This is a genomic window from Flavobacterium sp., from assembly GCF_044373165.1.
Lineage (GTDB): Bacteria > Bacteroidota > Bacteroidia > Flavobacteriales > Flavobacteriaceae > Flavobacterium.
On sequence record NZ_JBILQL010000008.1, the window covers coordinates 1 to 25,119 of the forward strand.

Genomic DNA, 25,119 nt, shown 5'->3' on the forward strand with positions numbered 1-25,119 from the left:
GTAGTAAAACGATAATTAATAAATTAAATCCAATAAAAAACCCTTTCCGTTTGGAAAGGGTTTTTTTATGTCAAAAAAAAAAATTAAATACCGGCTACAACTTTTATCTCATCAATGATGCGCAAAGCCAAGGTGTCTGCTTCCTCTTGAGTTGGCGCTTCAGTATAAATACGGATAATTGGTTCCGTATTGGATTTGCGCAAATGAACCCATTCTGTTGGAAAATCAATTTTCACCCCATCGATAGTGGAAATATTTTCGCTTTTGTATTTGTCGGTCATGGCTACTAAAATCGCATCAACATCAATTTGCGGGGTCAATTCGATTTTGTTTTTGCTCATATAATATTGCGGATACGAAGCCCTTAGTTCGGCTACTGTCATGTCCAGACTTGCCAAATGAGTTAAAAACAAAGCCACACCAACCAAACTATCTCGGCCATAATGCAACTCAGGATAAATGATTCCGCCATTGCCTTCGCCACCAATAATTGCATTCGAAGCTTTCATTAGTTCCACAACATTTACTTCACCAACAGCACTTGCTTGGTAACTGCCTTTGTGTTTTTCAGTAATATCACGTAAAGCACGAGAAGAGGACATATTGGAAACGGTATTCCCGGGAGTTTTGCTCAATACATAATCGGCGCAAGCCACTAAAGTATATTCTTCCCCAAACATTTCTCCGTCATTTGAAATAAAAGCCAAACGATCTACATCAGGATCAACTACAATACCAAAATCTGCATTTTCATCTACCACCAATTTACAGATATCACCTAAATGTTCTTTCAATGGTTCAGGATTGTGTGGAAAATGTCCGTTGGGTTCGCAATACAATTTCACGCACTCTACGCCCATTTGTTCTAATAACTTCGGAATTATAATACCACCCGAAGAATTCACGCCATCCACTACGACTTTAAATTTTCTTTTGGCCACCGCTTCCGCATCAACCAAAGGCAATTCTAAAACCTCATCAATATGAATATCCATATAAGCATCGTTCATGGTGATTTCGCCTAAACTGTCCACATCTGAGAAATTAAAGGCTTCCGCTTCGGCAATCTCTAAAATTACAGCACCATCGCTACCGCTCAAAAATTCCCCTTTGGCATTCAATAACTTCAAAGCATTCCATTGTTTCGGGTTATGTGAAGCGGTTAAAATGATTCCTCCATCTGCTTGTTCTAACGGCACAGCAACTTCCACCGTTGGCGTAGTTGATAATCCTAAATCAATCACATCGATTCCTAATCCGATTAAAGTATTCACTACCAAATTGTGAATCATCGGTCCCGAAATACGAGCATCCCGACCAATCACAACTTTTAACTTGTCTTTTTGTATAGTATTTTTCAGGAAAGTGCCATAAGCCGAAGCAAATTTTACAGCATCCACCGGAGTCAAATTGTCCCCAACTTTTCCGCCAATAGTACCTCGAATTCCTGAGATTGATTTTATAAGTGTCATTTTTATGTGTTTTGATTTTGAAGTACAAATATAAAAAAGTTACTAAGTTACTAAGGTTCTAAGGCGCTAAGTTTTCAAAAGCTTGTGCTAAAAAGGCAAACTTTTTCTATATTTACAAAACAACACAGAGCAATTCTTAGTTTCTCAGAACCAAAGAACCATAGAAGCTTAGTACCTCAGAGCCTTAAAAAAAATGAATTTCCTAGCCCACATCTATCTCTCAGGCGACAACGATTTACTCAAAATCGGGAATTTTATGGCGGACAGTATTCGCGGTCATCACTATGAAGATTATCCAACCGACATAAGAAAAGGAATTTTACTCCATCGCGCTATCGACAGTTTTACCGATATGCATCCGATTTACCGACAAAGCAAACACCGATTGCATGAGAAGTACGGTCATTATTCCGGAGTAATCATGGATATTTTCTACGATCATTTTTTGGCCAAGAATTGGAAAATATATTCTAACAGTAAACTAGAAGACTATGCCGAAACTTTTTATCTATTGCTTAAAGAAAACTACGACATCCTAACGGAAAGAGCCAAAGGCATGATGCCCTACATGATTGGTCGGAATTGGTTAGTGAGTTATGCAACGATTGAAGGTTTGGAAACAATCATGTTTCAAATGGATTATCGAACCAAACATCGTGTAGCCATGGATGAATCTATCGTAGAATTAAAACAATACTATCGCGAATTTGAAAATGAATTCACCTTGTTTTTCGAAGAATTACGCCAACATTGTCAAGATAAGTTAGCCCAACTTTAACTTTAAAATTGATTTTGCATTGGCTATTGAAATTGAATTTTGAAATCGTATTTTAGCCATTCAAACGTTTGTTACAAATGCCGTCGAACAAAGCTTCACTATTAAAAATTGTTTTCAGAAGTATTTTCAGAAGAGCCGAAAACCTGGTTTTCTTTTTGAAAGACAAACTCAGCGAAAGAAATTTTATTTACTTCGCCTGTGTAGCCGTGGCCATTACATGCTCATTTGCCGTAATTATCCTTAAGAGTTTTGCCCACAATATTTTTCTGTTAGCCAATGATATCAACGGCTTTTTAAAATTACCCTACATCAACAGTTTACTGCCAATCGCGGGAATCTTGTTGACGGTATTTGTAATTCGCAATTTCCTAAACAATCAAATCGAAAAAGGCAGTTCTAAAGTATTGTATGCGGTGGCGAAAAAAGGCGGTATCATGCCCAAAAAGCAAATGTATGCCCAAATCGTAACCAGTTCCCTAACCGTTGGACTTGGTGGATCGGCCGGTTTGGAAAGCCCAATTGTGATTACCGGTGCGGCCTTTGGTTCCAACTTCGCGCAGAAATACCATTTGTCCCAAAAAGACCGAATTCTATTACTGGCTTGTGGCGTCGCGGCCGGAATTGGCGCAGCTTTCAACGCACCTATTGCCGGAGTTTTATTCGCCATTGAAGTGGTTTTAACCGATATTTCCATTGCGGCTTTTATCCCGATTATTATTTCGGCAGCAACAGGTGCTTTAATTTCAACCATAACTTTGAGCGATGATGTAATTTTGAATTTCCAGCAAACACTCAGATTTGATTATCATAACACACCTTACTATATTTTACTCGGAATTTTAGCGGGATTGACTTCCGTATATCACGCTCGTAATTTTCAGAAAGTGGAAAAGTTTTTCGGAAGCTTTAAAAATAAAGGATATCGCAGAGCATTCATCGGAGCTTTTCTATTAGCGGTTTTGATTTTCTTTTTCCCAACACTTTTTGGGGAAGGATATGAAAGTATCAAAACTTTGTCATCAAGCAATCCGAGTGTTTTACTAGAAAATACTTTATTAGAAAAATTCAAAAGCAGCGAATGGGTATTACTGGCTTTTATAGGTGTTACCATGTTATTAAAAGCATTCGCAACCGGACTAACCTTAGGAAGTGGCGGTAACGGCGGCAACTTTGCCCCTTCGCTATTTGTAGGTTCGTATTTGGGGTATTTCGTCGCCAAATCGATTAACCTGCTCAACTTTACCCATCATTTACCAATAGCCAATTTCACCATCGTTGGTATGGCCGGAATCTTGAGTGGTTTGTTTCATGCTCCGTTAACTGCTATTTTCCTTATTGTGGAAATAACCGGTGGTTATGATTTAATGGTGCCGCTGATGATTGTGTCTTCTATTAGTTTTGCGGTTTCAAAACAGTTTGAAAAACATTCGATGGACGTAAAAAGTTTGGCCGATAAAGGCGAAGTTTTTACCAGCGATAAAGACAAAAACATCTTGCAAAGCATTAACTTTTACAATTTGGTACAACAAAATTATAAAACCCTAAGCCTACAAGATTCAGCGGTAAAAGTGGTTGATATTTTTGCTACTACTGAACAAAAAATAATTCCGATTGTAGCCGAAGACAAATCTTTGATTGGTTTGGTAGATTTTGAAGAAGTAAAAGCTTTTATCTTTAATCCAAATCATGTTAAGTTTATGACCATGGCTGAAATCATGAGCCAACCCAAAGAATTAATTCTTTTTGAAGACAAACCCGAAAAAATAATGAAACTCTTTGAAGCTGCTAAAACAACCATTTTACCGGTGATTCATAAAGGAAAATATTTTGGTTTCTTGTCCAAAATTGATGTCCTCGAAAGCTATCGTCACCAATTGAAAGAAATGGTGATTGAGTAATCTTTTTTAACAACAACTTCTCATTTGTCTATTCAAAAATTGCATTCAAAACACTACCTTTGCGTTTTGCCCAATTGCTATGCTTGAAACAGATAATACGATAGAAGTTCTCGGTGCTCGAGTGCACAATCTGAAGAATATTGACATCAACATTCCTCGCGAAAAACTGGTCGTAATTACCGGTCTTTCGGGTTCGGGAAAATCGTCTTTGGCGTTTGACACGATTTATGCCGAAGGACAACGCCGCTACATAGAAACTTTTTCGGCTTATGCCCGTCAGTTTTTAGGAGGATTGGAACGTCCGGATGTTGACAAAATCGACGGTCTTTCTCCGGTCATTGCCATTGAGCAAAAAACCACCAGTAAAAGTCCGCGTTCAACAGTTGGCACCATAACCGAAATTTATGATTTCCTCCGTTTGTTGTTTGCCCGTGGCGGTGAAGCTTACAGTTATGTCACAGGCGAAAAAATGGTTTCCTATTCCGATGAGCAAATCAAGGATTTGATTATCCAAAACTTTACCGGCAAACGCATCAATATTTTGGCTCCGATTATCCGCGCCAGAAAAGGGCATTACGCCGAACTATTCCAACAAATCACCAAACAAGGTTTCCTTAAAGTTAGGGTGAATGGCGAAGTGCAAGATTTACTTCCGGGCATGAGATTAGACCGATACAAAACCCACGATATCGAAATTGTCATCGACCGCATGGTGATTGAACACAATGAGGACAATGAAAAACGTTTGGCCGAAAGCATTAAAACTGCTATGTACCACGGGGAAAATGTGTTGATGATTTTGGACCAAGACACTAATGAAGTGCGTTATTTCAGTAGAAATTTGATGTGTCCGACTTCGGGCATCTCATACCAAAATCCGGAGCCGAATTTATTTTCGTTCAATTCCCCAAAAGGAGCGTGTGAAGAATGCAAAGGTTTAGGAACTGTTCACGAAATCAACTTAAAAAAAATCATCCCGAATCCGAAATTGTCGATCAAAAATGGCGGTTTTGCTCCGTTAGGCGAATACAAATCGTCTTGGATTTTTAAGCAATTGGAAATCATCGGGGAGAAGTTTGGCTTCGCAATAACTGATGCTATTGAAAGCATTCCGGAAGAAGCTATGCAAATTATTTTGAATGGCGGAAAGGAAAAATTCACCGTTGAATCGAAAACATTGGGCATTACCAAAGAATACAAAATAGAGTTTGAAGGCATTTCGCATTTCATCAAAAACCAATACGACGAAAGCAACTCGACTTCCATCAAACGCTGGGCAAAAGAATTCATGGACGAAATTGACTGCCCGGATTGTCACGGTTCTCGTTTGAAAAAAGAAGCGATGTATTTCAGAATAAACGAAAAAAACATCTTCGACTTATCCACTATGGATATTTCGGATTTGTCGGTTTGGTTTGACGAGTTAGACCAACATCTGTCTGAAAAACAAACCATCATTGCTTCCGAAATTGTCAAAGAAATCAAAGACCGTTTGCGTTTTTTAGTCAATGTAGGCTTGAATTATTTGTCGATGAATCGCAGCTCCAAATCGCTTTCGGGCGGCGAAGCACAGCGTATTCGTTTGGCGACACAAATCGGTTCCCAACTCGTTGGCGTATTGTATATTTTGGACGAACCCAGTATCGGTTTGCACCAAAGAGACAACGAAAAACTGATACATTCTTTGGAACAATTGCGGGATATAGGCAACTCGGTTTTAGTGGTTGAACACGACAAAGACATGATAGAACGAGCCGATTACGTAATTGATATTGGTCCCAAAGCCGGAAAATTCGGCGGTCAAATCATCAGCAAAGGCACGCCAAAGGAATTGCTCAACGAGCATACCATAACCGCCATGTATTTGAATGGTGAAATGAAAATTGAAGTTCCGAAAAAACGCCGAGAAGGCAACGGTAAATTCCTGAAATTAACCGGCGCCACAGGCAATAACTTAAAAAATGTTTCTATCGAATTGCCGTTAGGGAAACTCATTTGTGTAACCGGAGTGTCAGGCAGTGGCAAATCGACGTTGATTAATGAAACGCTCTACCCTATTTTGAATGCGTATTATTTCAACGGTGTCAAAAAACCGCAACCTTATAAAAAAATCGAAGGTTTAGAACACATCGACAAAGTAATTGATATTGATCAAAGTCCGATTGGCCGAACACCGCGTTCGAATCCGGCGACTTATACCGATGTGTTTTCAGAAATCAGAAGTCTCTACACCCAAACGCCTGAAGCCATGATTCGCGGTTACAAAGCCGGTCGTTTCAGCTTTAACGTTTCGGGCGGAAGATGTGAAACTTGTGAAGGTTCGGGTGTTCGCACCATTGAAATGAGCTTCTTACCCGATGTTTATGTCGAATGCGAAACTTGTCAAGGCAAACGTTTTAACCGCGAAACTTTAGAGATTCGTTACAAAGGCAAATCCATTTCGGATGTGTTGAACATGACCGTAGACGAAGCGGTCATTTTCTTTGAAAACATACCGAAAATATACCGCAAAGTGAAAACAATTCAGGATGTTGGTTTGGGTTACATTACTTTAGGACAGCAAAGCACTACGCTTTCGGGTGGTGAAGCGCAACGCATCAAATTGGCCACCGAATTGTCGAAAAAAGACACCGGCAATACGTTTTACATCATGGACGAACCTACAACCGGACTACATTTTGAAGACATTCGAGTGTTGATGGATGTGATTAACAAATTGGTCGACAAGGGCAACACCATTTTAATCATAGAGCACAATATGGATGTAATTAAGTTGGCCGACCACATTATTGATGTTGGTCCGGAAGGCGGAAAAGGCGGCGGCCAAATTCTATGTGTAGGAACACCGGAAGAAATCATCAAAAACAAAAAAAGCTATACGGCACAATTCCTGAAAAAAGAACTTAAAGACTAAATTTATGAAAAGAATCATGTTAATTGTTTTGTTGCTGTTGGGTTTAACTACTTGGGCGCAACAAGAAGAAAAACCGGAAACGGTAGTACAAAAACAGGTGGAAGCCTATAACAGTCGTGACTTGGAAGCGTTTCTAAGTTTTTACACAGAGGATGTTAAAATTTACACTTATCCGAATAAGTTAGACACTGACGGTAAAGCGGCTATGAGGGAAAGTTATGCCTCATTTTTCAAGAATGCTACTAATTTGGAATGTAAAATTGTAAAACGCATTGTGAGAAACAATACCGTAATTGATGAAGAATCGGTTAAATACAATAACACTACATTTAGTGGTGTGGCGATATACGAAGTCAAAAACAATAAAATATTCCGTGTGACTTTTGTAGAATAAAGGTCGTTTTTAAAAAAAGCGTTACTTTAGCAGGCTGTATTTTTAGCCCGGATCTCGTCATACTGACTAGACAAGTAGCCGGAAACAGCTCCAAAATAAAAATTAAATAAAGAGTACTATGGCATTTGAACAATACGAAAATGAAGACCACAGAATTCAGGAAAAATTAAAACAAAAAACCTGGAACGAAATAAGAACCAACGACTCCTGGGCGATTTTTAAAATCATGTCGGAGTTTGTAAACGGTTACGAAAGCATGGCGCGCATTGGTCCGTGTGTGTCTATTTTTGGTTCCGCCCGAACCAAACCCGATACAAAATATTACTTGTTAGCCGAAAAAATTGCTTATAAAATCAGCAAAGCCGGTTATGGTGTGATTACCGGCGGCGGTCCCGGAATTATGGAAGCCGGAAACAAAGGCGCACACAACGGCGGCGGTACTTCGGTAGGTTTGAACATCGAGTTGCCGTTTGAGCAACATTTTAATCCATACATCGACAAAGACAAAAACCTGAACTTTGATTACTTTTTTGTACGCAAAGTAATGTTTGTTAAATATTCTCAAGGCTTTGTAGTAATGCCGGGCGGTTTTGGAACTTTAGACGAATTGTTTGAAGCGATAACCTTAATTCAAACCAAGAAAATAGGTCGTTTCCCGATTATTTTGGTAGGCAGCGAATTCTGGTCGGGTTTACTGGATTGGATCAAAACGACCATGATCGACAAAGAGCACAATGCCAGTCCGGACGACATGAACTTAATTAAAGTTGTCGACACTGAAGATGAAGTAGTGGAAGCTTTGGATAGTTTCTACAAAAAATACAATTTGAGTCCGAATTTTTAAGCTACAGGCTTTTAGCGGTTAGTGTAATCCCAAAAATACGCTAACCGCTAACGGCTAACCGCTAATTGCCCTGCTATGTTTTTCAACTCGCTACATTTTGCCGTTTTCCTGCCCATCGTTTTTTTGATGTATTGGTTTGTGGGTCAGAAATCGAAAATCAACCAGAATTACATTTTGATTTTGGCGAGTTATTATTTTTATTCTTGCTGGGATTGGCGGTTCTTGTTTTTGCTGGTATTCTCTACCCTACTCGATTATTTCTCGGCCATACAAATTGAAAAAAGCGATACGCCACAACGAAAAAAAATCTGGCTTTGGCTTTGTATTTCCATCAACTTAGGGTTTTTGGGTATTTTTAAATACTACAACTTTTTTGCGGAATCGTTTGCCGAGTTATTTACCGCTATCGGCTTTAAAGTCAGCCCAATCTTATTAGAAGTAATTCTGCCGGTTGGGATTTCATTCTATACTTTTCACGGCTTGTCTTATATCATTGATATTTATTACGGTCGCATCAAATCGGAGAAAAACTTTGTCGATTATTCGTTGTTCGTGAGTTATTTTCCGCTGTTGGTAGCCGGCCCGATTGAACGCGCCACACACTTATTACCACAACTCAAAAAGCGACGCAAGTTTGATTTCGAAAAAGCCAAAGAAGGCGTGTATCAAATCATTTGGGGATTGGTTAAAAAAGTAGTCATCGCCGATACTTGTGCGGTCTATGCCAACGGTATTTTTGAAAACTACAACAGCATGAATTCGCTTTCTTTGATGTTGGGCGCGATTTATTTTGCCTTTCAGATTTACGGCGATTTTTCGGGTTATTCTGATATCGCCTTGGGCACTTCCAAATTGTTTGGCATCGATTTATTGAAGAACTTTAACTTTCCTTATTTCTCGCGAGATATAGCCGAATTTTGGCGCCGATGGCATATTTCGCTTTCGTCTTGGTTTAGGGATTATTTGTACATTCCGTTGGGCGGTAGTAAAGGTTCGAAACTGTTTCAAATTCGCAACGTGATGATCATTTTCTTAGTGAGCGGTTTTTGGCATGGCGCCAATTGGACGTTTATCGCTTGGGGATTGATTAATGCCTTGTACTTTATCCCGCTGATGGTTTTCAACAAGAACCGCAACAACATGGAAAGTTTTCAGTTGTCGTTCAATTGGAACTCGATGCGGATAGTAATCAATATCATCCTAACTTTTGCCATTACTTGTTTGGCCTGGATTTTTTTCCGTTCCAAAACCATACAAGATGCTTATGCGTACATTTTACGAATGTTTACCGAAGGACATTTTACGGAACAATATTTCAAAATTGAGCGTTATACTACAGAATTATGGTCTTTACTGCTGATTTTTATTTTAGTCGAATGGAACAGCCGTACCAAAATTGAACCGATTTCGGGTAAATACAGTTGGGTTAAGATGAGTTTTTGCCTAGCGGCTATTTTGGCTTTAGGCGTGTTTTCGGATTACAAAGAATTTATTTATTTCCAATTCTGATGAAACGATTTTTCCAATTTTTAGGCAAAGGTTTGGCCGTGCTGTTACTCACCATGATAGTGCTGGATGTGTTGTATACTTTGGTGTACAAACAATCCGACGACCGCAATAAAATCAGTCATTTGTACCATTCCGAAAACCAGCAATACGATGTGGTTTTTTTGGGTTCTTCCCGTGTCAACAATCATTTTGTTCCGAAATATTTTACCGACAAAGGGTACAAAACCTATAACTTCGGGATTACGCGTTCTCGCCTGGAAGAATCGGCCTTAATGTTAAAATTGATGGTCGAACGCAACTATGTTATAGACACGCTCATCCTTCAGGTAGATTTGAATATCAATACTAATGACCATTCCGAAGCCATACGGTCTTTGTTTATGCCGTACATTCACCAATCGAAAACCATCCGCGAGCATTACCAAGACATTCCGGAATACAACGAGCTGCTTTTTGTGCCGTTTTACCGCTATATGCATTATGATGCACGCATCGGATTTAGGGAAATGTACGCTTCACTTGTTCATAAAGAAACCAATGCTTTGCATCGGGACGGATTTAATGCTTTAACCAAAAATCAACGACCTATGGTAGCGGCCGATTTATCGAAATATTATCCTAAGCGCAACAAAGCCTACGAAGAGATAAAGGCCGTTTGTAAAGCCAACAACATCCATTTGATAGCCGTGACTACACCCATGTGTATGAGTACCATCAATCGCGAATATTTTAATCATATTCAAAAAATATATCCCGAGATTTATCGCTTGGAAAATGCGGTGATCGATGATAAGTATTTTTCTACCTGCGGCCATTTAAATGAAGATGGTGCGGTTGAATATACCAAAGCCGTATTTAAAACCTTTTTTAAACCCCGAAACCAATCTTGAAAAAACTGACTTACATACTTTGTTTGCTTAGCGGTATGGCTTGGTCACAACACCATTCAAAATTGGTGGCCGAAGTGAATACCGAAACCAAAGTGGTAAACGTAGTACAAGAACTAACATTCCACAACACTTCAAAAGACACGCTGAGTTATATTGTTTTAAACGATTGGAATCAGGCGTATCAAAACAAAAGCACTCCATTAGCCCAAAGATTTTCAGACGAATTTGACCGCAGTTTTCATTTGGCCAAAGACAAAGAGCGAGGCGGTACTGAAAATATTACCGTAATCGATAAAAACCAATCCATACTCTCATGGGAAAGAGATGATAATTTTCCGGATGTGATTCAGATTCGCTTAAAGGAGAAACTTTTACCAAATCAAAAAGCTGCTTTTCGTTTGACCTATTCCATTAAGGTTCCCGCAGATAAATTTACCGGATTCGGTTATGGAGAAAATGGCAAAATGAACTTGAAAAACTGTTTTCTAACGCCGTCTCGTTATGAAAACGGTGCTTTTGTAAAAAACAGTAATCTCAATTTAGATGATGTTTCGAATGCTTTGAGTGATTTCGACTTGAGTCTCAAAATACCCAATCACTTGGTAGTCGATTCTGATTTGAATGAACTTAGAAAAGAAACGATTGGCGAACAAAATTTATATGTGCTGTCCGGAAAAAACAGATTGCTTTTGAACTTGTTTATCGATGAAAACAGAGAATTTGCTGTCTACAAAAACGAACATATAGCCGTGGTTTCTAATTTAAGAGATGCTCGTTTAACAGACATACAAAGAGCGATTGTAATAGATAAGATTGTGAATTACACCGCCGAAAATCTAGGGCCATATCCTCACGAAAAAATAACCGTTTCCCAAAACGACTACGATAGAAATCCGTTTTACGGTTTGAACCAATTGCCCAATTTTATCAGTCCGTTTCCCGATGAATTTATGTTTGAGATACAATTTTTAAAAACTTATCTCAACAACTATTTGCACACTACGCTGCAACTTGACCCTAGAAAAGACACTTGGATTTTTGATGGTATTCAGGTTTATACCATGATGAAATACATCGAAGAATTCCATCCGCAAACCAAAATGATGGGCAGCGTTGCCAAGATGAAAATGTTGCGCGGATACAACTTAGTCAGCTTGGATTTTAATGGTCAATACAGCTATTTCTATATGTTGATGGCCCGTAAAAATTTAGACCAACCTTTGGGCGCACCCAAAAATACTTTGATCAAATTCAACGAAAAAATCGCCTCAAAATACCGATCCGGTTTGAGCTTGAAATATTTAGACAGTTATTTAGACAACAATGTGGTGCAAAACAGCATCCTGCAATTCCTCGATTTAAATAAAAACAAGCAAACCAATCGCCATGATTTTGAAAGCTTACTGACTAAAAACTCACCTAAGGAGATTACTTGGTTTTTTGACAAAATAATTAACTCAAGAGACATAATCGATTTTAAATTTGATAAAGTCACCAAAACCAAAGACAGCATTAGTTTTTCATTAAAAAACAAAACCGAAACCAATGTTCCGATTCCGATTTATGGTGTCAAAGGCAAAAATACAGTCTTCAAAAAATGGATAGACGTGTTCCCAAAAGACAGCGTTTTTACGGTTCCGAGAAACGAAGCGGAAAAAATCGTTATCAATTATAAAAATGAAGTACCCGAATTTAATTTGAGAAACAACTGGCAATCTCTGCGCGGTTTTCGATTGAATAGTCGTCCCATTAAATTCATTTTCTTCAAAGATTTGGAAGACCCGAATTACAATCAAATCGTTTACATTCCGACTTTAGAATACAATTTATACGATGGTTTATTGCCCGGGATAAGATTTCACAATAAAACCATTTTAGACAAACCGTTTAATTTTGATGTCAATCCGACCATCTCAACCCAAACCAAAAGTCTTTCAGGAAAAGCCAATTTTATGGTGAACCAGTTCAACCGCGAGAGCAATTTATACAGTATTCGCTACCAATTAAACGGCCATTATCTGCATTATGCACCCGATGCGTATTACACCAAAGTCAATCCGATGGTGTTTTTGCGATTCCGTCCCGATGACTTTAGAGACAACAAAAAAGAAATGGTGTCTTTTAAATACATTATGATTGATCGCGAAAAATCGATTTTCACCAACGATGAAAACACCGAAAATTATAAAGTTTTTAATGCCAAATATTACAACGGTAAAACTGAAATCACTAAGCATTACAATTGCTTAGCCGATTTTCAACTTTCTAAATCATTCGGAAAAATAGCCACCGAAGTTCAGTACCGCAAACTATTTGACAACAGCAGACAACTCAATCTTCGATGGTTCGCAGGAACGTTTTTGTACAATAATAACATTTCCACTTTTTTCGATTTTGCGCTTGACAGACCAACCGATTATTTATTCGAATATGACTATTTAGGTCGCTCGGAAACAACCGGTTTATTCAGTCAACAATTGTTACCTTCGGATGGTTTTTTTAAATCGATGTTGGAAACCCGAACCGCCAACCAATGGATGACAACTCTAAACGCCAGCACCAATATTTGGAATTGGATTGAAGTGTATGGCGATATTGGTATGATAAAAAATAAAAACACCGCCGAAAAATTAGTTTATGATAGTGGTATTCGCTTGAACTTAGTAACCGATTATTTCGAATTGTATTTTCCGGTTTACTCTAGCAACGGCTGGGAAATCGGCGAAAAAAACTATGGCGAAAGAATTCGTTTTATAGTGACTTTTAATCCCGACACCTTAATAAGCCTTTTCACGAGAAAGTGGTTTTAACCACGGAAAAAATTGTTTAAATATTACATATTTCTACTCAATATTTAAATATCGTTGAAAATATCACAATCAACTAGCTTTTTATAGCTTTAAAATTATTGATACTGAAATTATATTTTTTCAACAGTATGGTGAAAATTACTTCTTTTTATTTAAATTTGTTTCGTTAAGAAACCAATCCACCATGACTGAAGCACAAACCAAGACCGAAATTACCTTCGAAGATTTCAAAGCCGAAGTTCTCAACGATTACCGAATTGCCAAAATAAGTCGCGAATGCAGCTTGTTGGGCAGAAAGGAAGTACTGACCGGAAAAGCCAAGTTTGGTATTTTTGGAGATGGCAAAGAAGTGCCGCAATTGGCTTTGGCGAAAGCGTTTCAAAACGGTGATTTTCGTTCGGGGTATTATCGTGATCAAACTTTTATGATGGCCATTGGGCAATTGTCTATCCAACAATTCTTCGCCGGTTTATACGGTCACACCGATTTGGCGCATGACCCAATGAGTGCCGGTCGTCAGATGGGTGGTCATTTTGCCACGCATTCATTAGACGAAAACGGGAATTGGAACAACTTGACGCAACAAAAAAATTCGAGTGCGGATATCTCTCCAACTGCCGGACAAATGCCGCGTTTGTTAGGATTGGCGCAAGCCTCTAAAATATACAGAAACGTTCGCGGTTTAGAAGATTTAACCAAGTTTTCTAATGCCGGAAACGAAGTCGCTTGGGGAACTATCGGGAATGCTTCGACTTCTGAAGGGTTATTTTTTGAAACCATCAACGCTGCCGGTGTTTTACAAGTACCGATGGTAATGAGTGTTTGGGATGACGAATACGGGATTTCAGTCCATGCTCGTTACCAAACCACCAAAGAAAGCATCTCTGAAATCTTAAAAGGATTCCAACGCGATGAAGAAAACAACGGTTACGAAATCATGACGGTGAAAGGTTGGGATTACGCAGCTTTGGTTGAAGCTTACCAAAAAGCAGGCGCGATTGCTCGCGAGCAACATGTTCCGGTTTTGATTCATGTAAACGAATTGACACAACCACAAGGTCACTCGACTTCAGGTTCGCACGAGCGTTACAAAAATGCTGAGCGTTTGGCTTGGGAAGCGGAATTCGATTGCTTGGCGCAAATGCGTACTTGGTTAGTCGACAATAATTTGGCCACAACCGAAGAGTTAGAAGCCATAGACGAAGCAGCGAAAAAAGAAGTTATAGAAGGCAAAAAAGCCGCTTGGACTGCTTTCGTTTCGCCTATGAAAGCAGAGCAACAAGAATTGGTTTCATTACTAAATTCAATTGCTGAGACGAGTTCGAATAAAGTATTTATCGAAAAATACGCTTCAGAATTAGCTTCGATTAAAGAACCAATTCGCAAAGATATTATCACTACAGCGCGTAAAGTATTGCGTTTGGTAGTGAAAGAAAGTGGTCAATCACCATTGGCGACATGGATTACGAATTACACTAATAAAATACAACCGAAATTTAGTTCGCACTTGTTCTCGCAATCGGATAAAACAGTTTTGAAAGCAACTACTGTAGCACCAACCTACGACGAATCAGCGGAAGAGGTTGATGCAAGATTAGTATTGAGAGACAATTTTGATGCGATTTTTAATAAATATCCTGAGACATTAATTTTTGGAGAAGACGCCGGAAATATTGGTGACGTCAACCAAGGCTTAGAAGGCATGCAGGAAAAATACGGTGAACTCCGTGTAGCCGATGCCGGAATTCGGGAAGCTACGATACTCGGACAAGGAATAGGAATGGCGATGCGTGGCTTGCGCCCAATTGCCGAAATCCAATATTTAGATTATCTGTTGTATGCCATCCAAATCATGAGTGATGACTTGGCGACTTTACAATACAGAACCCAAGGCCGTCAAAAAGCGCCATTAATCATCAGAACACGTGGTCATAGACTGGAAGGCATTTGGCATTCAGGTTCGCCGATGGGCATGATTATCAACGCCATTCGTGGGATTCACGTTTTGGTCCCGAGAAACATGACCAAAGCCGCCGGTTTCTACAACACTTTGTTGGAAACAGACGAACCGGCCTTAGTAGTAGAATGTTTGAACGGTTACCGTTTGAAAGAAAAAATGCCGACCAACTTGGGCGAATTCAAAACCCCGATTGGCGTAGTTGAAACGATAAAAGAAGGAAGCGATATTACGATTGTTTCTTATGGTTCTACTTTAAGAATCATTGAGCAAGCTGCCAAAGAATTATTGGAAGTTGGGATTAATGTGGAAATCATCGACGCCCAATCGTTGTTGCCGTTTGACGTAAACCACGACTGTGTGAAGAGTATCGCCAAAACCAACCGTTTACTCGTAGTAGACGAAGACGTTCCCGGTGGCGCTTCTGCTTACCTACTCCAACAAATTGTAGACGAGCAAAACGGTTACCAACACCTAGACAGCCAACCACAAACGTTAGCCTCCAAAGCCCACCGACCGGCGTATGGCACCGACGGAGATTATTTCTCTAAACCCTCAGCGGAAGATGTTTTTGAAAAAGTTTACGCGATTATGCACGAAGCGAAACCTGAGGAATATCCGAGTTTGTATTAATATTGTATTCAAATAAAGAATTCCCAATTGTAAAAGCAGTTGGGAATTTTTATATCTTGTTTGCTCAAAATAAGGTTCGATGAAAAAATTGCTTCTTTTACTTTTACTCTCAGTACCGCTTAACGTCCTTGCACAAGAGATTACTTATGAAGAATTTCGAACCCTCATTCCGTTTTTAACGAAAGAAGACTATAAAGGCGCTTTTGAAAAATCTGATGCGCTTTTGAAAAAAACAGCCGATAATGATGATACTGACATCAAGGCTCAAGTAAGCTATATCAATATTTTTGCTGCTGCCGGCATGGTTACAAAAGACGAAATGAGCTATGATGATTTTGAAAAAAATACAAATCGTTTCGTTGGCAAACGTCTTAAAATGTCGGGACATCCTTGTATAGAAACCACTGCAACTGGAATGAATTCCTTTCAGTTTACGGAAGAAAACGGGAAACAGCAGGGCACGACCATTAGCACCAACAAAGCCAAAACCAACATCTTGCTTTTCGAATATTACCACTTCCCGGAAATACAAAATCCGGAAGATTATGTTGGTAAAACGGTACGCTGTGGTGGAATTTTAGACCGATTTGAAATCAGCCCTACCCAATCAAAAATTTGGATTGCTCGTATTCATTTGACCCAGGCTACTATAAATTTTTTTGTGCCAAGATAATGGGTTCAACAATTTCAATTAAATCATAAAACATCTAATTGTCAAGTCACTTTAGTGTAAAGCCAACCCAAAACTTCCCACTTCGTACCTCGTACTTTGTTCTTCCTAATTATTATCTTTGCTAAAAAAAATACACCATGCAACATATCATCGACCGCTTTATCAGCTACGTCACTATCGATACCGAGTCCGACCCGAATTCAACTACTACACCGAGTACCCAAAAACAATTCGATTTGGCTAATAAATTGGTAGACGAACTCAAAGCTATCGGGATGAAAGAAGTTACCATTGACAAACACGGTTATGTAATGGCGACTTTGGCTTCGAATGTGAAGCATAAAGTTCCCACGATTGGTTTTGTATCGCATTTTGACACTACGCCTGATTTTACCGGGAAAGATGTCAAACCACAAGTGATTCCGAATTATGACGGTGGCGATATTGTTTTGAATAAAGAACAAAACATCGTTTTATCGCCTAGTTACTTCAAAGATTTATTGCAATACAAAGGACAAACGTTAATCACCACCAACGGTTTGACTTTATTGGGTGCCGATGACAAAGCCGGTATCACCGAAATCATGACCGCGATGGAATACTTAATCCAGCATCCGGAAATCCAACACGGAAAAATCAGGGTGTGTTTTACACCCGATGAGGAAATCGGTCGTGGTGCGGATTTGTTTGACGTAAAGAAATTCGGAGCCGACTGGGCTTACACCATGGATGGCAGTCAGATAGGCGAATTGGAATATGAAAACTTCAACGCTGCCGGTGTGAAAATTACCTTCAAAGGGAAATCGGTTCACCCGGGTTATGCTAAAGGAAAAATGATCAACTCGATGTTAATCGCCAACGATTTCATCAACGAATTGCCCAAAGGCGAAACGCCGCAAGAAACTAAAGGGTACGAAGGATTCTTCCACGTGACGGGTTTAACGGGAAGCATTGAGGAAACCAAATTGGAAATGATTATCCGCGACCATGACATGAAAAAATTCATTAAGCGGAAAGAATTGGTACACAAAATCACGAAAAAATTCAATAAAGAATTCAAAAAGCAATTTGGAGAAGACATCGTCATCTGCGAAATCAAAGACCAATACTACAACATGAAGGAAAAAGTAGAACCGGTTATGTTCATTGTTGATTTGGCCGAAAAAGCCATGAAATCTTTAGGCATCAAACCTTTAATCAAACCCATTCGCGGCGGAACAGACGGCTGTCGTTTGTCGTATATGGGCTTACCTTGTCCGAACATCTTTGCCGGTGGTCACAACTTCCACGGAAAGTATGAATACGTTCCGGTAGAAAGCATGCAAAAAGCGGTAGAAGTGATTGTGAAAATTGCGGAGTTGACGGCGACGACTGATTTTACGAAGAAAGAAAAGAAAGAAAAAAAAGAAAAGAAGGCTAAGAAGAAATAAGTGGAAAGTACGAAGTACAAAGTACGAAATGAAAAGAAATAGGTAAACAATAAAAATCCCAAATTCCAATGAAGGCATTTGGGATTTTTTATTCGAAAATTTACCTTCTTATTGCTTAATCAGTTTGAACCATTTTTGATTGTTTTCTGATTTTAATCTGACAAAATACAAACCGTTTTGTCCGTTGATTGAGGAAGATACTTTGGTGACATTATCAAATTGTACTTCAGAAATTAACTTTCCGGTAATATCATAAACTTCTAAAGTAGCGGATTCAAAAGAATCATTTAAGGTTATACTGAACTCGTTAGCCGTTGGATTGGGCACAATTACAAGATTTTCCAATGCGTTACTTGACAAATCGTTGTTGCTTAAAGTCGCATCATACTTTGACACTGCGCAGCTTTCGGTAAAGCGAACTACGGTTCCGTCAACGCCATTAAATGCCGGCATGGTCAACCCAAAATCATTGTAGACTTGCGTAGTAGAAGAAGGATACCCCATATTTTTGGCCAAATAGAAATAATCTCCAGTGCCTTTGAAAAAGCCTTTAAATCCGTAAAAATGATTGACATTGCCACCATCATTATTCAAGAACAATCGCTTTAAATTCCCGGCTTCATCATAGACTGACACGAAATAATCATACCTATTGATGGTTAAATTATAGCCATTTCCGTTTGTACTGTCAAAAAGTGCAGTGCAATTATCTCCGTCGTTTGTATTGTTAAAAATTTGGCCTACCACATGAATTTCATTTCCCGATTTCAACAAGTTTTCACCGAAACCATAATAGGTATATCCGGAACCTCTAATCCATTGACAAATTCCGTTAGTATTGACTTTGGCTAAAAAATAAGGTCCTTTTTGGGTTGAGACTGTAGTTCCGTTGGTATTTTCAAAAACGTGGGTAAAATTAAGTGGTCCAAAATAATTATAGCCGGTATCGTTGGCACCGGTTAGGTATATTGTTCCATCATTTTCAACTATCATTTTATTGGCATAAGTCAAATCACTCGGGAAACCATTGGCATCTATGGTACGACTTCTGAGTTTCCACAGAATTTCACCATTGGGACTCATTTTTACCAATCCGATTTTGGAGCCGTAACTTCCGTCACCGGTTATGGTTTCTGATATCGTATTACTTCCCGCTTGATATACTTTGGCTTGCAAATCGAAATCCATCGTGAAATAAATATTGTTACTTCCGTCAATCCCTAAATTACTCAATCCTATTCTGTTGGCGGAATACAAATAGACTTTGGTGTCCCAAATTATATTACCCGAAGGAGAAACTTTTAGGATAAGATTAGTCGCTTGAGGCGAAACTACCTGCTGTCCTATTTCCTGAGCCAAAGCACCATTAAAATATGTTTGAACTAATGTAAAACTGTCTCTGTGATTAGATAATGCAATTAAATTATTTTGCTGGTCCACTTCCATTTTTACAAAACTGAAAGAATTGTTTTGCGCATACCAAATGAGTTCTCCTTTGGCATTTAATTTTATCAAATAATACTGAGGTAAATTCAGAGTAGCTGATAAATCGGTGCTTCTTCCGGTGTTGTCAATAAACTTACCATTCCCTTTTCCGGCTATATAAATATTTCCTAACAAATCGATAGCAGTCGAATAAACACCATTATCATTATTGTTTCCAAAGGCCGTGTTGATATTGTAAACCGTCCATTTAATAACACCGTTTCTATCGTATTTTGACAGATAGCCTCCTTTTTTTCCTTCCAAATTGAGAGTAACACCTTGAGTAGAATCGAATATCTCATTAAAATACGTTCCGCTGAGCAAAAACCCATCTGAAGTTGGTGTCGTTTGCGAAATATCGGGATTATAACCTCCGGGCCAATTAGGATCGTTACTGTTATTGACCAATAAAAAACAGTCGGCTGCGGCTGCATCGGGTTCAAAAATATTGGGTTTTGACGCAACAACCGTATCATGACAATCATTATCAGACCAAGAATGCAAAGTAGTCGTCACCAATCCCGGTGCGCTGAAACTTACTTGCGGATTAGGCAAACTGGAACTCGTTACAGAAGCATTCGGTGAAAACTGCCATTCGAAGTTTTGGGAATCAGTAGTGTTTTCGAAGAACTCTACTGTTTCATTGACTTCGGCATTAATCAAACCGGCATGAAACTCGGCTTTGGTTTCTTCAACCGTAATCAAGAAATTTCCGGTAAATCTTCGACTGCAATTGGCTAAACTGTTTTTGGCATCTATATAATAACTTCCCGTTACATCAATCATTGTAGTATTAAATGTCAAAATTCCTCCCGTACTCGCCTGACTTTGCCCATAATTAGAATTAGGTTGGCCTTCCATTTTCAAAGTATAAATTACGTTAGGCTCTGAATCGGCAATTTGAATTTGAACAATTTCTTGCTTACAAAGAATATTATCACTTAGCGTAACCTGTTTGTCAATTTGCGGTGGATTAACTATATAAATTGTTTTGGTGTCTGTAGATTGCTCACCAGCACTATTTTGAACTGTTAAAGTTACTGTATAAACACCGACTGCCGGAAAATTATAGGTAAACGAATTGGTTCCGGTTTGCACTAAATTATTGTTGATATACCAACTGTAACTGTTGGCGCTACCGGTTACAGCACTAAGAGCAATTCCACCCGGATAACAACCGCCATTGGCATTAATGCGAACATAAGGTTTGGTTGCCCCACCGTTTCCATTAGTTTTTAAGACAACACCATTGTTTCCAAAAGCATAAAAATCGGTGGTTCCGTCTTGCTTCCAAAAATCCTTGATGTGGTGGTTGAGCGATGTGACTTGCCACTCTGCAGAAACATTGGAAAAAGAACTGGTCGCATAAGAACATCGGTAAATTCCGTGATTGGTTCCGATATAAAAATTACTCGAATACAATATAAAACCATTCGCATCAAGCGGGCCATAATAATTTTGATTGTAGCGGGTGTTAAAATTGGTTGTGGAAGACAAATCCGTATAAGAAAACGAATCACCACCTACACCGTAAACATTTGAGCTATTACTGTTGGAAAATAAAACATCCTTATTGGTTGCGTTAATAGTTGGCACTACATTAACCGTTCCTATGGAAAACCCAATGATTGAAGTTCTCATGATTTTTTGATCGGTTCCTAAAAGTATTGAACTACTTGCTGTACCTACACTTAATAAATCATCGGTTAAACCTGTTGTAATGGTGTTGACTTGTGAATCGTTGAATCTGAGTAACAACCCGTCATCACCTACAACAAAATACCGGTCATAAGTAATGGAAAAATCAATCTTATTCAACTTAGAATTGTTTGGTCCGACGTACAATAAATTGTAAGCCATAGTCGGAATGTTTATCATAAACAACACCGCTTTTTGGGTAACCGTATCCTGACCGCAGGCAAAGACAAGTCCGGTATTAGTAGTATTTGACGGTTTTGAATAACAGTGGGTGAAAACCGTGTTTTCATAGATGTTGGCTATGGCCTGATTGTTAGTAATTTCAAATCGAGTCCAACTGGCAGCACCAACGCCTCCGGTTGTAGTATAGTACAATCCGTTGGCACCACAAGCCAATCCGTTTTCATCTAAAAAAACAACACCGGTAAGGTTATCGTTAATTCCGGTATCCAAATTCACCCATTGAGCATTGGAGATACCGGTAAATAGAAAAAAGAGGAAAAAGTAATAGTGTTTCATAGTCGGAAATAGTCCTTGAATGGGTTAAGAGTGCCAAAAGTAAACAATTTTAATTCAGCTTATTAGTTTTAACAAAAAATCCCAAACACCTCAGTGCTTGGGATTTTACTTTGTACTTTGTTCTTCTAACTTCGTACTTTCTTTAAGCTTTTTTGTTCAAAGCTTGAGTCAGCTCTAATGAAATAGCCGAACGCTCAATCTTTAATTTTCCTGACATGGTTTCGATTACCACCGTAGTTTCGGCCAATTCTGAAATTTTACCGTGGAAACCACTTTTAGTGATGATTTTATCGCCAACTTTTAGCGCTGATTCAAATTCTTTTTCTTGTTTTAATTTCTTTTGTTGCGGGCGAATCATAAAAAAATAAATCACCACAAACATTAATAAAAAGGGTAAAAAACTAGTTAATTGTTCCATAATAATTGTTGGGTTTTAGTTCTTTTTAGGAACTTCGATGTTAGCATTAATTTTTAAAATTTTGTTTCCTTCTTTAGTATTGCATGTAAGAGTTACTGTTTTACTCGTTTTACCTTGTTTACCGGTAGAATTGAAGGAGACTTTAATATTCCCGGTTTCACCGGGCTTGATTGGTGTTTTTGGATAGTCTGGCACAGTACAACCGCAAGAACCACGAGCTGAAGTGATAATTAAATCCGCTTCACCGGTGTTTTTGAATGAGAAATCAGTGCTTGGTCTGTCACCTTGTTGGATGGTTCCAAAATCATGCTCTTCTTGTTGAAAAGTCATTTCAGGGTATTTCCCGTCGGCAGGCACTTGGGCCTTTGGTGTAGTCGATTCTAATGCTTCCGGTGTTTGGGTTGAAATGGTATCCAACAAAACCTCTTTATCTTTTACATTCTCATTTTTACAAGCAGTTGATAGTATTAGTAAAGCAACCGCTAGGAGTACATTAAATTTTACTTTCATCATATATAATTTACAGCAAACCTCTACCGGTTTTTTTGATTTTATTTTCGGATTGGAATTCTTTGACCAAGTTATCTAGTATTCCGTTGATAAAGATACTGCTTTTGGGAGTAGAATATTCTTTGGCAATTTCCAAGTATTCGTTGATGGTTACTTTAATTGGAATAGACGGAAACTTTAAAAATTCGCAAATGGCCATTTTCAAAATGATGGTGTCAATTTCGGCAATACGGTCGGCATCCCAATTAGGCGTTTTATCAATGTATTCTTTGGCCAGTTCCACTTCATTCAAAACAGTTTTTCTGAACAAATGACCTACAAACTCTCTGTCTTCTTCATCCTTATACAATTTGACTACTTTGAAGTCTTCTTTAGCGGAAACTTGCTTGAGTTGCTTTTGAATTTGAGTATTCACTAACGGAATATCATCAATCCACGTTAGCTTGTAGTCTTCCAAATATTCGTATAATTTTTCGTTAGGCGCAATTAATTCGGTAAACATATCCAACACAAACTGTTTGTCTTCCTCGAAAGTATTAGTTCGGTTGCTCATGTATTTAGAATACAAATCACTTTGCTTAATTTCATTTAATAAAATCAAAATATAGTCATCATTAAGCGACCAATTATTGATTTTTCTGCTTTCTAGAGCGATACTCAACGAATTGTTTTCTTCTAATTGAAGTAAAACAGCATTGTTGACAAATTTGAAGTTTGGATTTTTCTCTTCCGGTGTGGCTAAGTGCTTTTTGCTGGAAGCTTCTAAGAAAATAATTTCTTTTTTTCGAATTTCCGTTAACGAAGACAACATAATCAAGTACAAATCCTGAATATTATCAATACTTTGTATTAAGAATTTTTCCTCTTTTTCTAACTCTTCAGAATTTTTTTGATGCATAGCGTAAATCGATTGCATCACTTTTACTCGGATATGTCTTCTGTTTAACACGGATAAGAACTTTTAAAAATTAACAAAGCGAAAGGAGTTCTTTCGCTTTGCAAAAATAGGAATATTTTAAAAAACTTACTACTTATTTAGCAGCGTTTTCTTTTTTTCTTTGGTCAATTCTGTTTTGCGCAATTTGCATGGCCGCTTGTTGCGTGGTCATATTATTAACATCCGCAAAACTGAAAATTTCCAAGGTAGTGTTATAGATATTTTCAGTCATTCTCATGGCTTGGTCTTTACCATATTTTACGATTTCGCCGTAAACATTGATGATACCACCGGCGTTAATCAAGAAATCCGGTGCGTAAGCAATGCCTCTTTCTCTTAAGATTTGCCCGTGAACCGCTTCAACAGCCAACTGATTGTTTGCCGCACCTGCAATTACTTTAGCTTTGATTTTATGAACGGTTTCATCATTGATGGTAGCTCCCAAAGCACAAGGTGAGTAGATATCAACATCGGCAGTGTATAAATCGGCTCCGGTGAAAATTTTGGCACCGTATTTAGCAACCATATTTTCCATTTTATCTTGGTGAATATCGGAAACAAAAACCTCAGCACCTTCTTTTGTCAAGTAACTGATTAAGGTTTCGCCAACATGTCCGGTTCCTTGAACTAATACTTTTTTCCCTTCTAAATTGTCAGACCCGAATTGGTATTTGGCGGCGGCTTTCATTCCCATAAAAACGCCATAAGCCGTAACCGGAGACGGATTGCCTGATCCTCCGATGGATTCGGAAATACCGGTAACAAAATGGGTTACTTTGTGAATCCTGTCCATATCTTCAGTAGTTGTCCCAACATCTTCGGCTGTGATATATTTGCCGCTTAATGAGTTGACAAACTCTCCGAAACGGGTAATCATTTCCGGGGTTTTATCTGCTTTTGAATCGCCAATGATTACCGCTTTGCCTCCACCAAGGTTCAAACCTGTGATTGCAGACTTGAAGGTCATACCTCTTGAAAGTCTTAAAACATCATTTAAAGCTTCCCATTCATTAGCGTAATTCCACATTCTGGTTCCTCCAAGCGCCGGTCCCATAACTGTATTATGAATACCAATAATTGCTTTTAAACCTGTATCTTTGTCGTGACAAAAAACTATTTGTTCATGATTGTCAAAAGAAAGTTGACCGAAAACAGGATCCATTTTTTTGAGCTCGACCGGTGTGGTGATTTCTGAAGTCATATGCAGTTGTATTAATTTGAGACTTTTTAAAAAAGTCGGTACAAAAATAAAATATTATTCAACAAATCGCTTCAATACGAGAAATAATTAGTAATTTGTTAATAAATTCAGTTTAAAGCAAGAATACCATAATTTATTTATTCGTAAAT

Annotated in this window: 17 protein-coding genes; 11 read left to right on the plus strand and 6 right to left on the minus strand. The window is 38.5% G+C overall.

Going from position 1 to position 25,119, the window contains the following annotated elements; translation table 11 throughout:
• Window positions 1–83 precede the first annotated feature (83 nt).
• Complete coding sequence (gene glmM / locus ACIQ32_RS02310) at window positions 84–1,472, minus strand: phosphoglucosamine mutase (protein WP_396194046.1); 1,389 nt, start codon at window positions 1,470–1,472, stop codon at window positions 84–86.
• Between the two features lie 193 nt (window positions 1,473–1,665).
• Between glmM and ACIQ32_RS02315 the strand changes: the two genes are divergently transcribed.
• The 11 genes from ACIQ32_RS02315 to pepT all read left to right on the plus strand — a co-directional run bounded on the left by ACIQ32_RS02315 (window position 1,666) and on the right by pepT (window position 18,202).
• Window positions 1,666–2,250 carry an ACP phosphodiesterase gene (locus ACIQ32_RS02315; protein ID WP_396194047.1) on the plus strand — a complete coding sequence of 195 codons (585 nt, stop codon included), beginning with the start codon at window positions 1,666–1,668 and terminating at the stop codon, window positions 2,248–2,250.
• A gap of 77 nt (window positions 2,251–2,327) precedes the next feature.
• A complete protein-coding gene (locus tag ACIQ32_RS02320) occupies window positions 2,328–4,148 on the plus strand; it encodes a chloride channel protein (protein WP_396194048.1) in 1,821 nt (606 codons plus the stop codon).
• Window positions 4,149–4,227: 79 nt separating this feature from the next.
• Window positions 4,228–7,062, plus strand: a complete 2,835-nt coding sequence (gene uvrA, locus ACIQ32_RS02325) for an excinuclease ABC subunit UvrA (protein WP_396194049.1) — start codon at window positions 4,228–4,230, stop codon at window positions 7,060–7,062.
• A 4-nt stretch (window positions 7,063–7,066) separates the two neighbouring features.
• Window positions 7,067–7,456 carry a nuclear transport factor 2 family protein gene (locus ACIQ32_RS02330; protein ID WP_396194050.1) on the plus strand — a complete coding sequence of 130 codons (390 nt, stop codon included), beginning with the start codon at window positions 7,067–7,069 and terminating at the stop codon, window positions 7,454–7,456.
• Window positions 7,457–7,574: 118 nt separating this feature from the next.
• Complete coding sequence (locus tag ACIQ32_RS02335; protein ID WP_396194051.1) at window positions 7,575–8,300, plus strand: TIGR00730 family Rossman fold protein; 726 nt, start codon at window positions 7,575–7,577, stop codon at window positions 8,298–8,300.
• Between the two features lie 75 nt (window positions 8,301–8,375).
• Window positions 8,376–9,809, plus strand: a complete 1,434-nt coding sequence (locus tag ACIQ32_RS02340) for an MBOAT family O-acyltransferase (RefSeq protein ID WP_396194052.1) — start codon at window positions 8,376–8,378, stop codon at window positions 9,807–9,809.
• On the plus strand, window positions 9,809–10,699 hold the full coding sequence (locus ACIQ32_RS02345; RefSeq protein WP_396194053.1) for a hypothetical protein: 891 nt from the start codon (window positions 9,809–9,811) through the stop codon (window positions 10,697–10,699). The genes ACIQ32_RS02340 and ACIQ32_RS02345 overlap by 1 nt, the downstream gene beginning before the upstream one ends.
• On the plus strand, window positions 10,696–13,509 hold the full coding sequence (locus tag ACIQ32_RS02350) for an aminopeptidase (protein ID WP_396194054.1): 2,814 nt from the start codon (window positions 10,696–10,698) through the stop codon (window positions 13,507–13,509). The genes ACIQ32_RS02345 and ACIQ32_RS02350 overlap by 4 nt, the downstream gene beginning before the upstream one ends.
• A gap of 184 nt (window positions 13,510–13,693) precedes the next feature.
• The gene (locus ACIQ32_RS02355; protein WP_396194055.1) at window positions 13,694–16,099 is read left to right on the plus strand and encodes a thiamine pyrophosphate-dependent enzyme; all 2,406 of its coding nucleotides are present in this window, start codon (window positions 13,694–13,696) and stop codon (window positions 16,097–16,099) included.
• A gap of 79 nt (window positions 16,100–16,178) precedes the next feature.
• Window positions 16,179–16,772: a hypothetical protein gene (locus ACIQ32_RS02360; RefSeq protein ID WP_396194056.1), complete on the plus strand. Its 594-nt coding sequence runs from the start codon at window positions 16,179–16,181 to the stop codon at window positions 16,770–16,772.
• 137 nt (window positions 16,773–16,909) lie between these two features.
• Window positions 16,910–18,202, plus strand: a complete 1,293-nt coding sequence (gene pepT / locus ACIQ32_RS02365; RefSeq protein ID WP_396194057.1) for a peptidase T — start codon at window positions 16,910–16,912, stop codon at window positions 18,200–18,202.
• Between the two features lie 108 nt (window positions 18,203–18,310).
• Here the strand turns inward: pepT and ACIQ32_RS02370 are convergent, their stop codons facing one another.
• From ACIQ32_RS02370 to ACIQ32_RS02390, 5 genes are all read right to left on the minus strand, one after another.
• The gene (locus ACIQ32_RS02370; protein ID WP_396194058.1) at window positions 18,311–21,904 is read right to left on the minus strand and encodes a T9SS type A sorting domain-containing protein; all 3,594 of its coding nucleotides are present in this window, start codon (window positions 21,902–21,904) and stop codon (window positions 18,311–18,313) included.
• 142 nt (window positions 21,905–22,046) lie between these two features.
• The gene (gene yajC, locus ACIQ32_RS02375) at window positions 22,047–22,322 is read right to left on the minus strand and encodes a preprotein translocase subunit YajC (RefSeq protein ID WP_324692260.1); all 276 of its coding nucleotides are present in this window, start codon (window positions 22,320–22,322) and stop codon (window positions 22,047–22,049) included.
• A gap of 15 nt (window positions 22,323–22,337) precedes the next feature.
• Window positions 22,338–22,832, minus strand: coding sequence for a DUF1573 domain-containing protein (locus ACIQ32_RS02380; RefSeq protein WP_396194059.1), 495 nt, complete (start codon window positions 22,830–22,832; stop codon window positions 22,338–22,340).
• Window positions 22,833–22,842: 10 nt separating this feature from the next.
• A complete protein-coding gene (nusB, locus tag ACIQ32_RS02385; RefSeq protein WP_396194086.1) occupies window positions 22,843–23,748 on the minus strand; it encodes a transcription antitermination factor NusB in 906 nt (301 codons plus the stop codon).
• Window positions 23,749–23,863: 115 nt separating this feature from the next.
• Window positions 23,864–24,970: a Glu/Leu/Phe/Val dehydrogenase dimerization domain-containing protein gene (locus ACIQ32_RS02390; RefSeq protein ID WP_396194060.1), complete on the minus strand. Its 1,107-nt coding sequence runs from the start codon at window positions 24,968–24,970 to the stop codon at window positions 23,864–23,866.
• Window positions 24,971–25,119 lie beyond the last annotated feature (149 nt).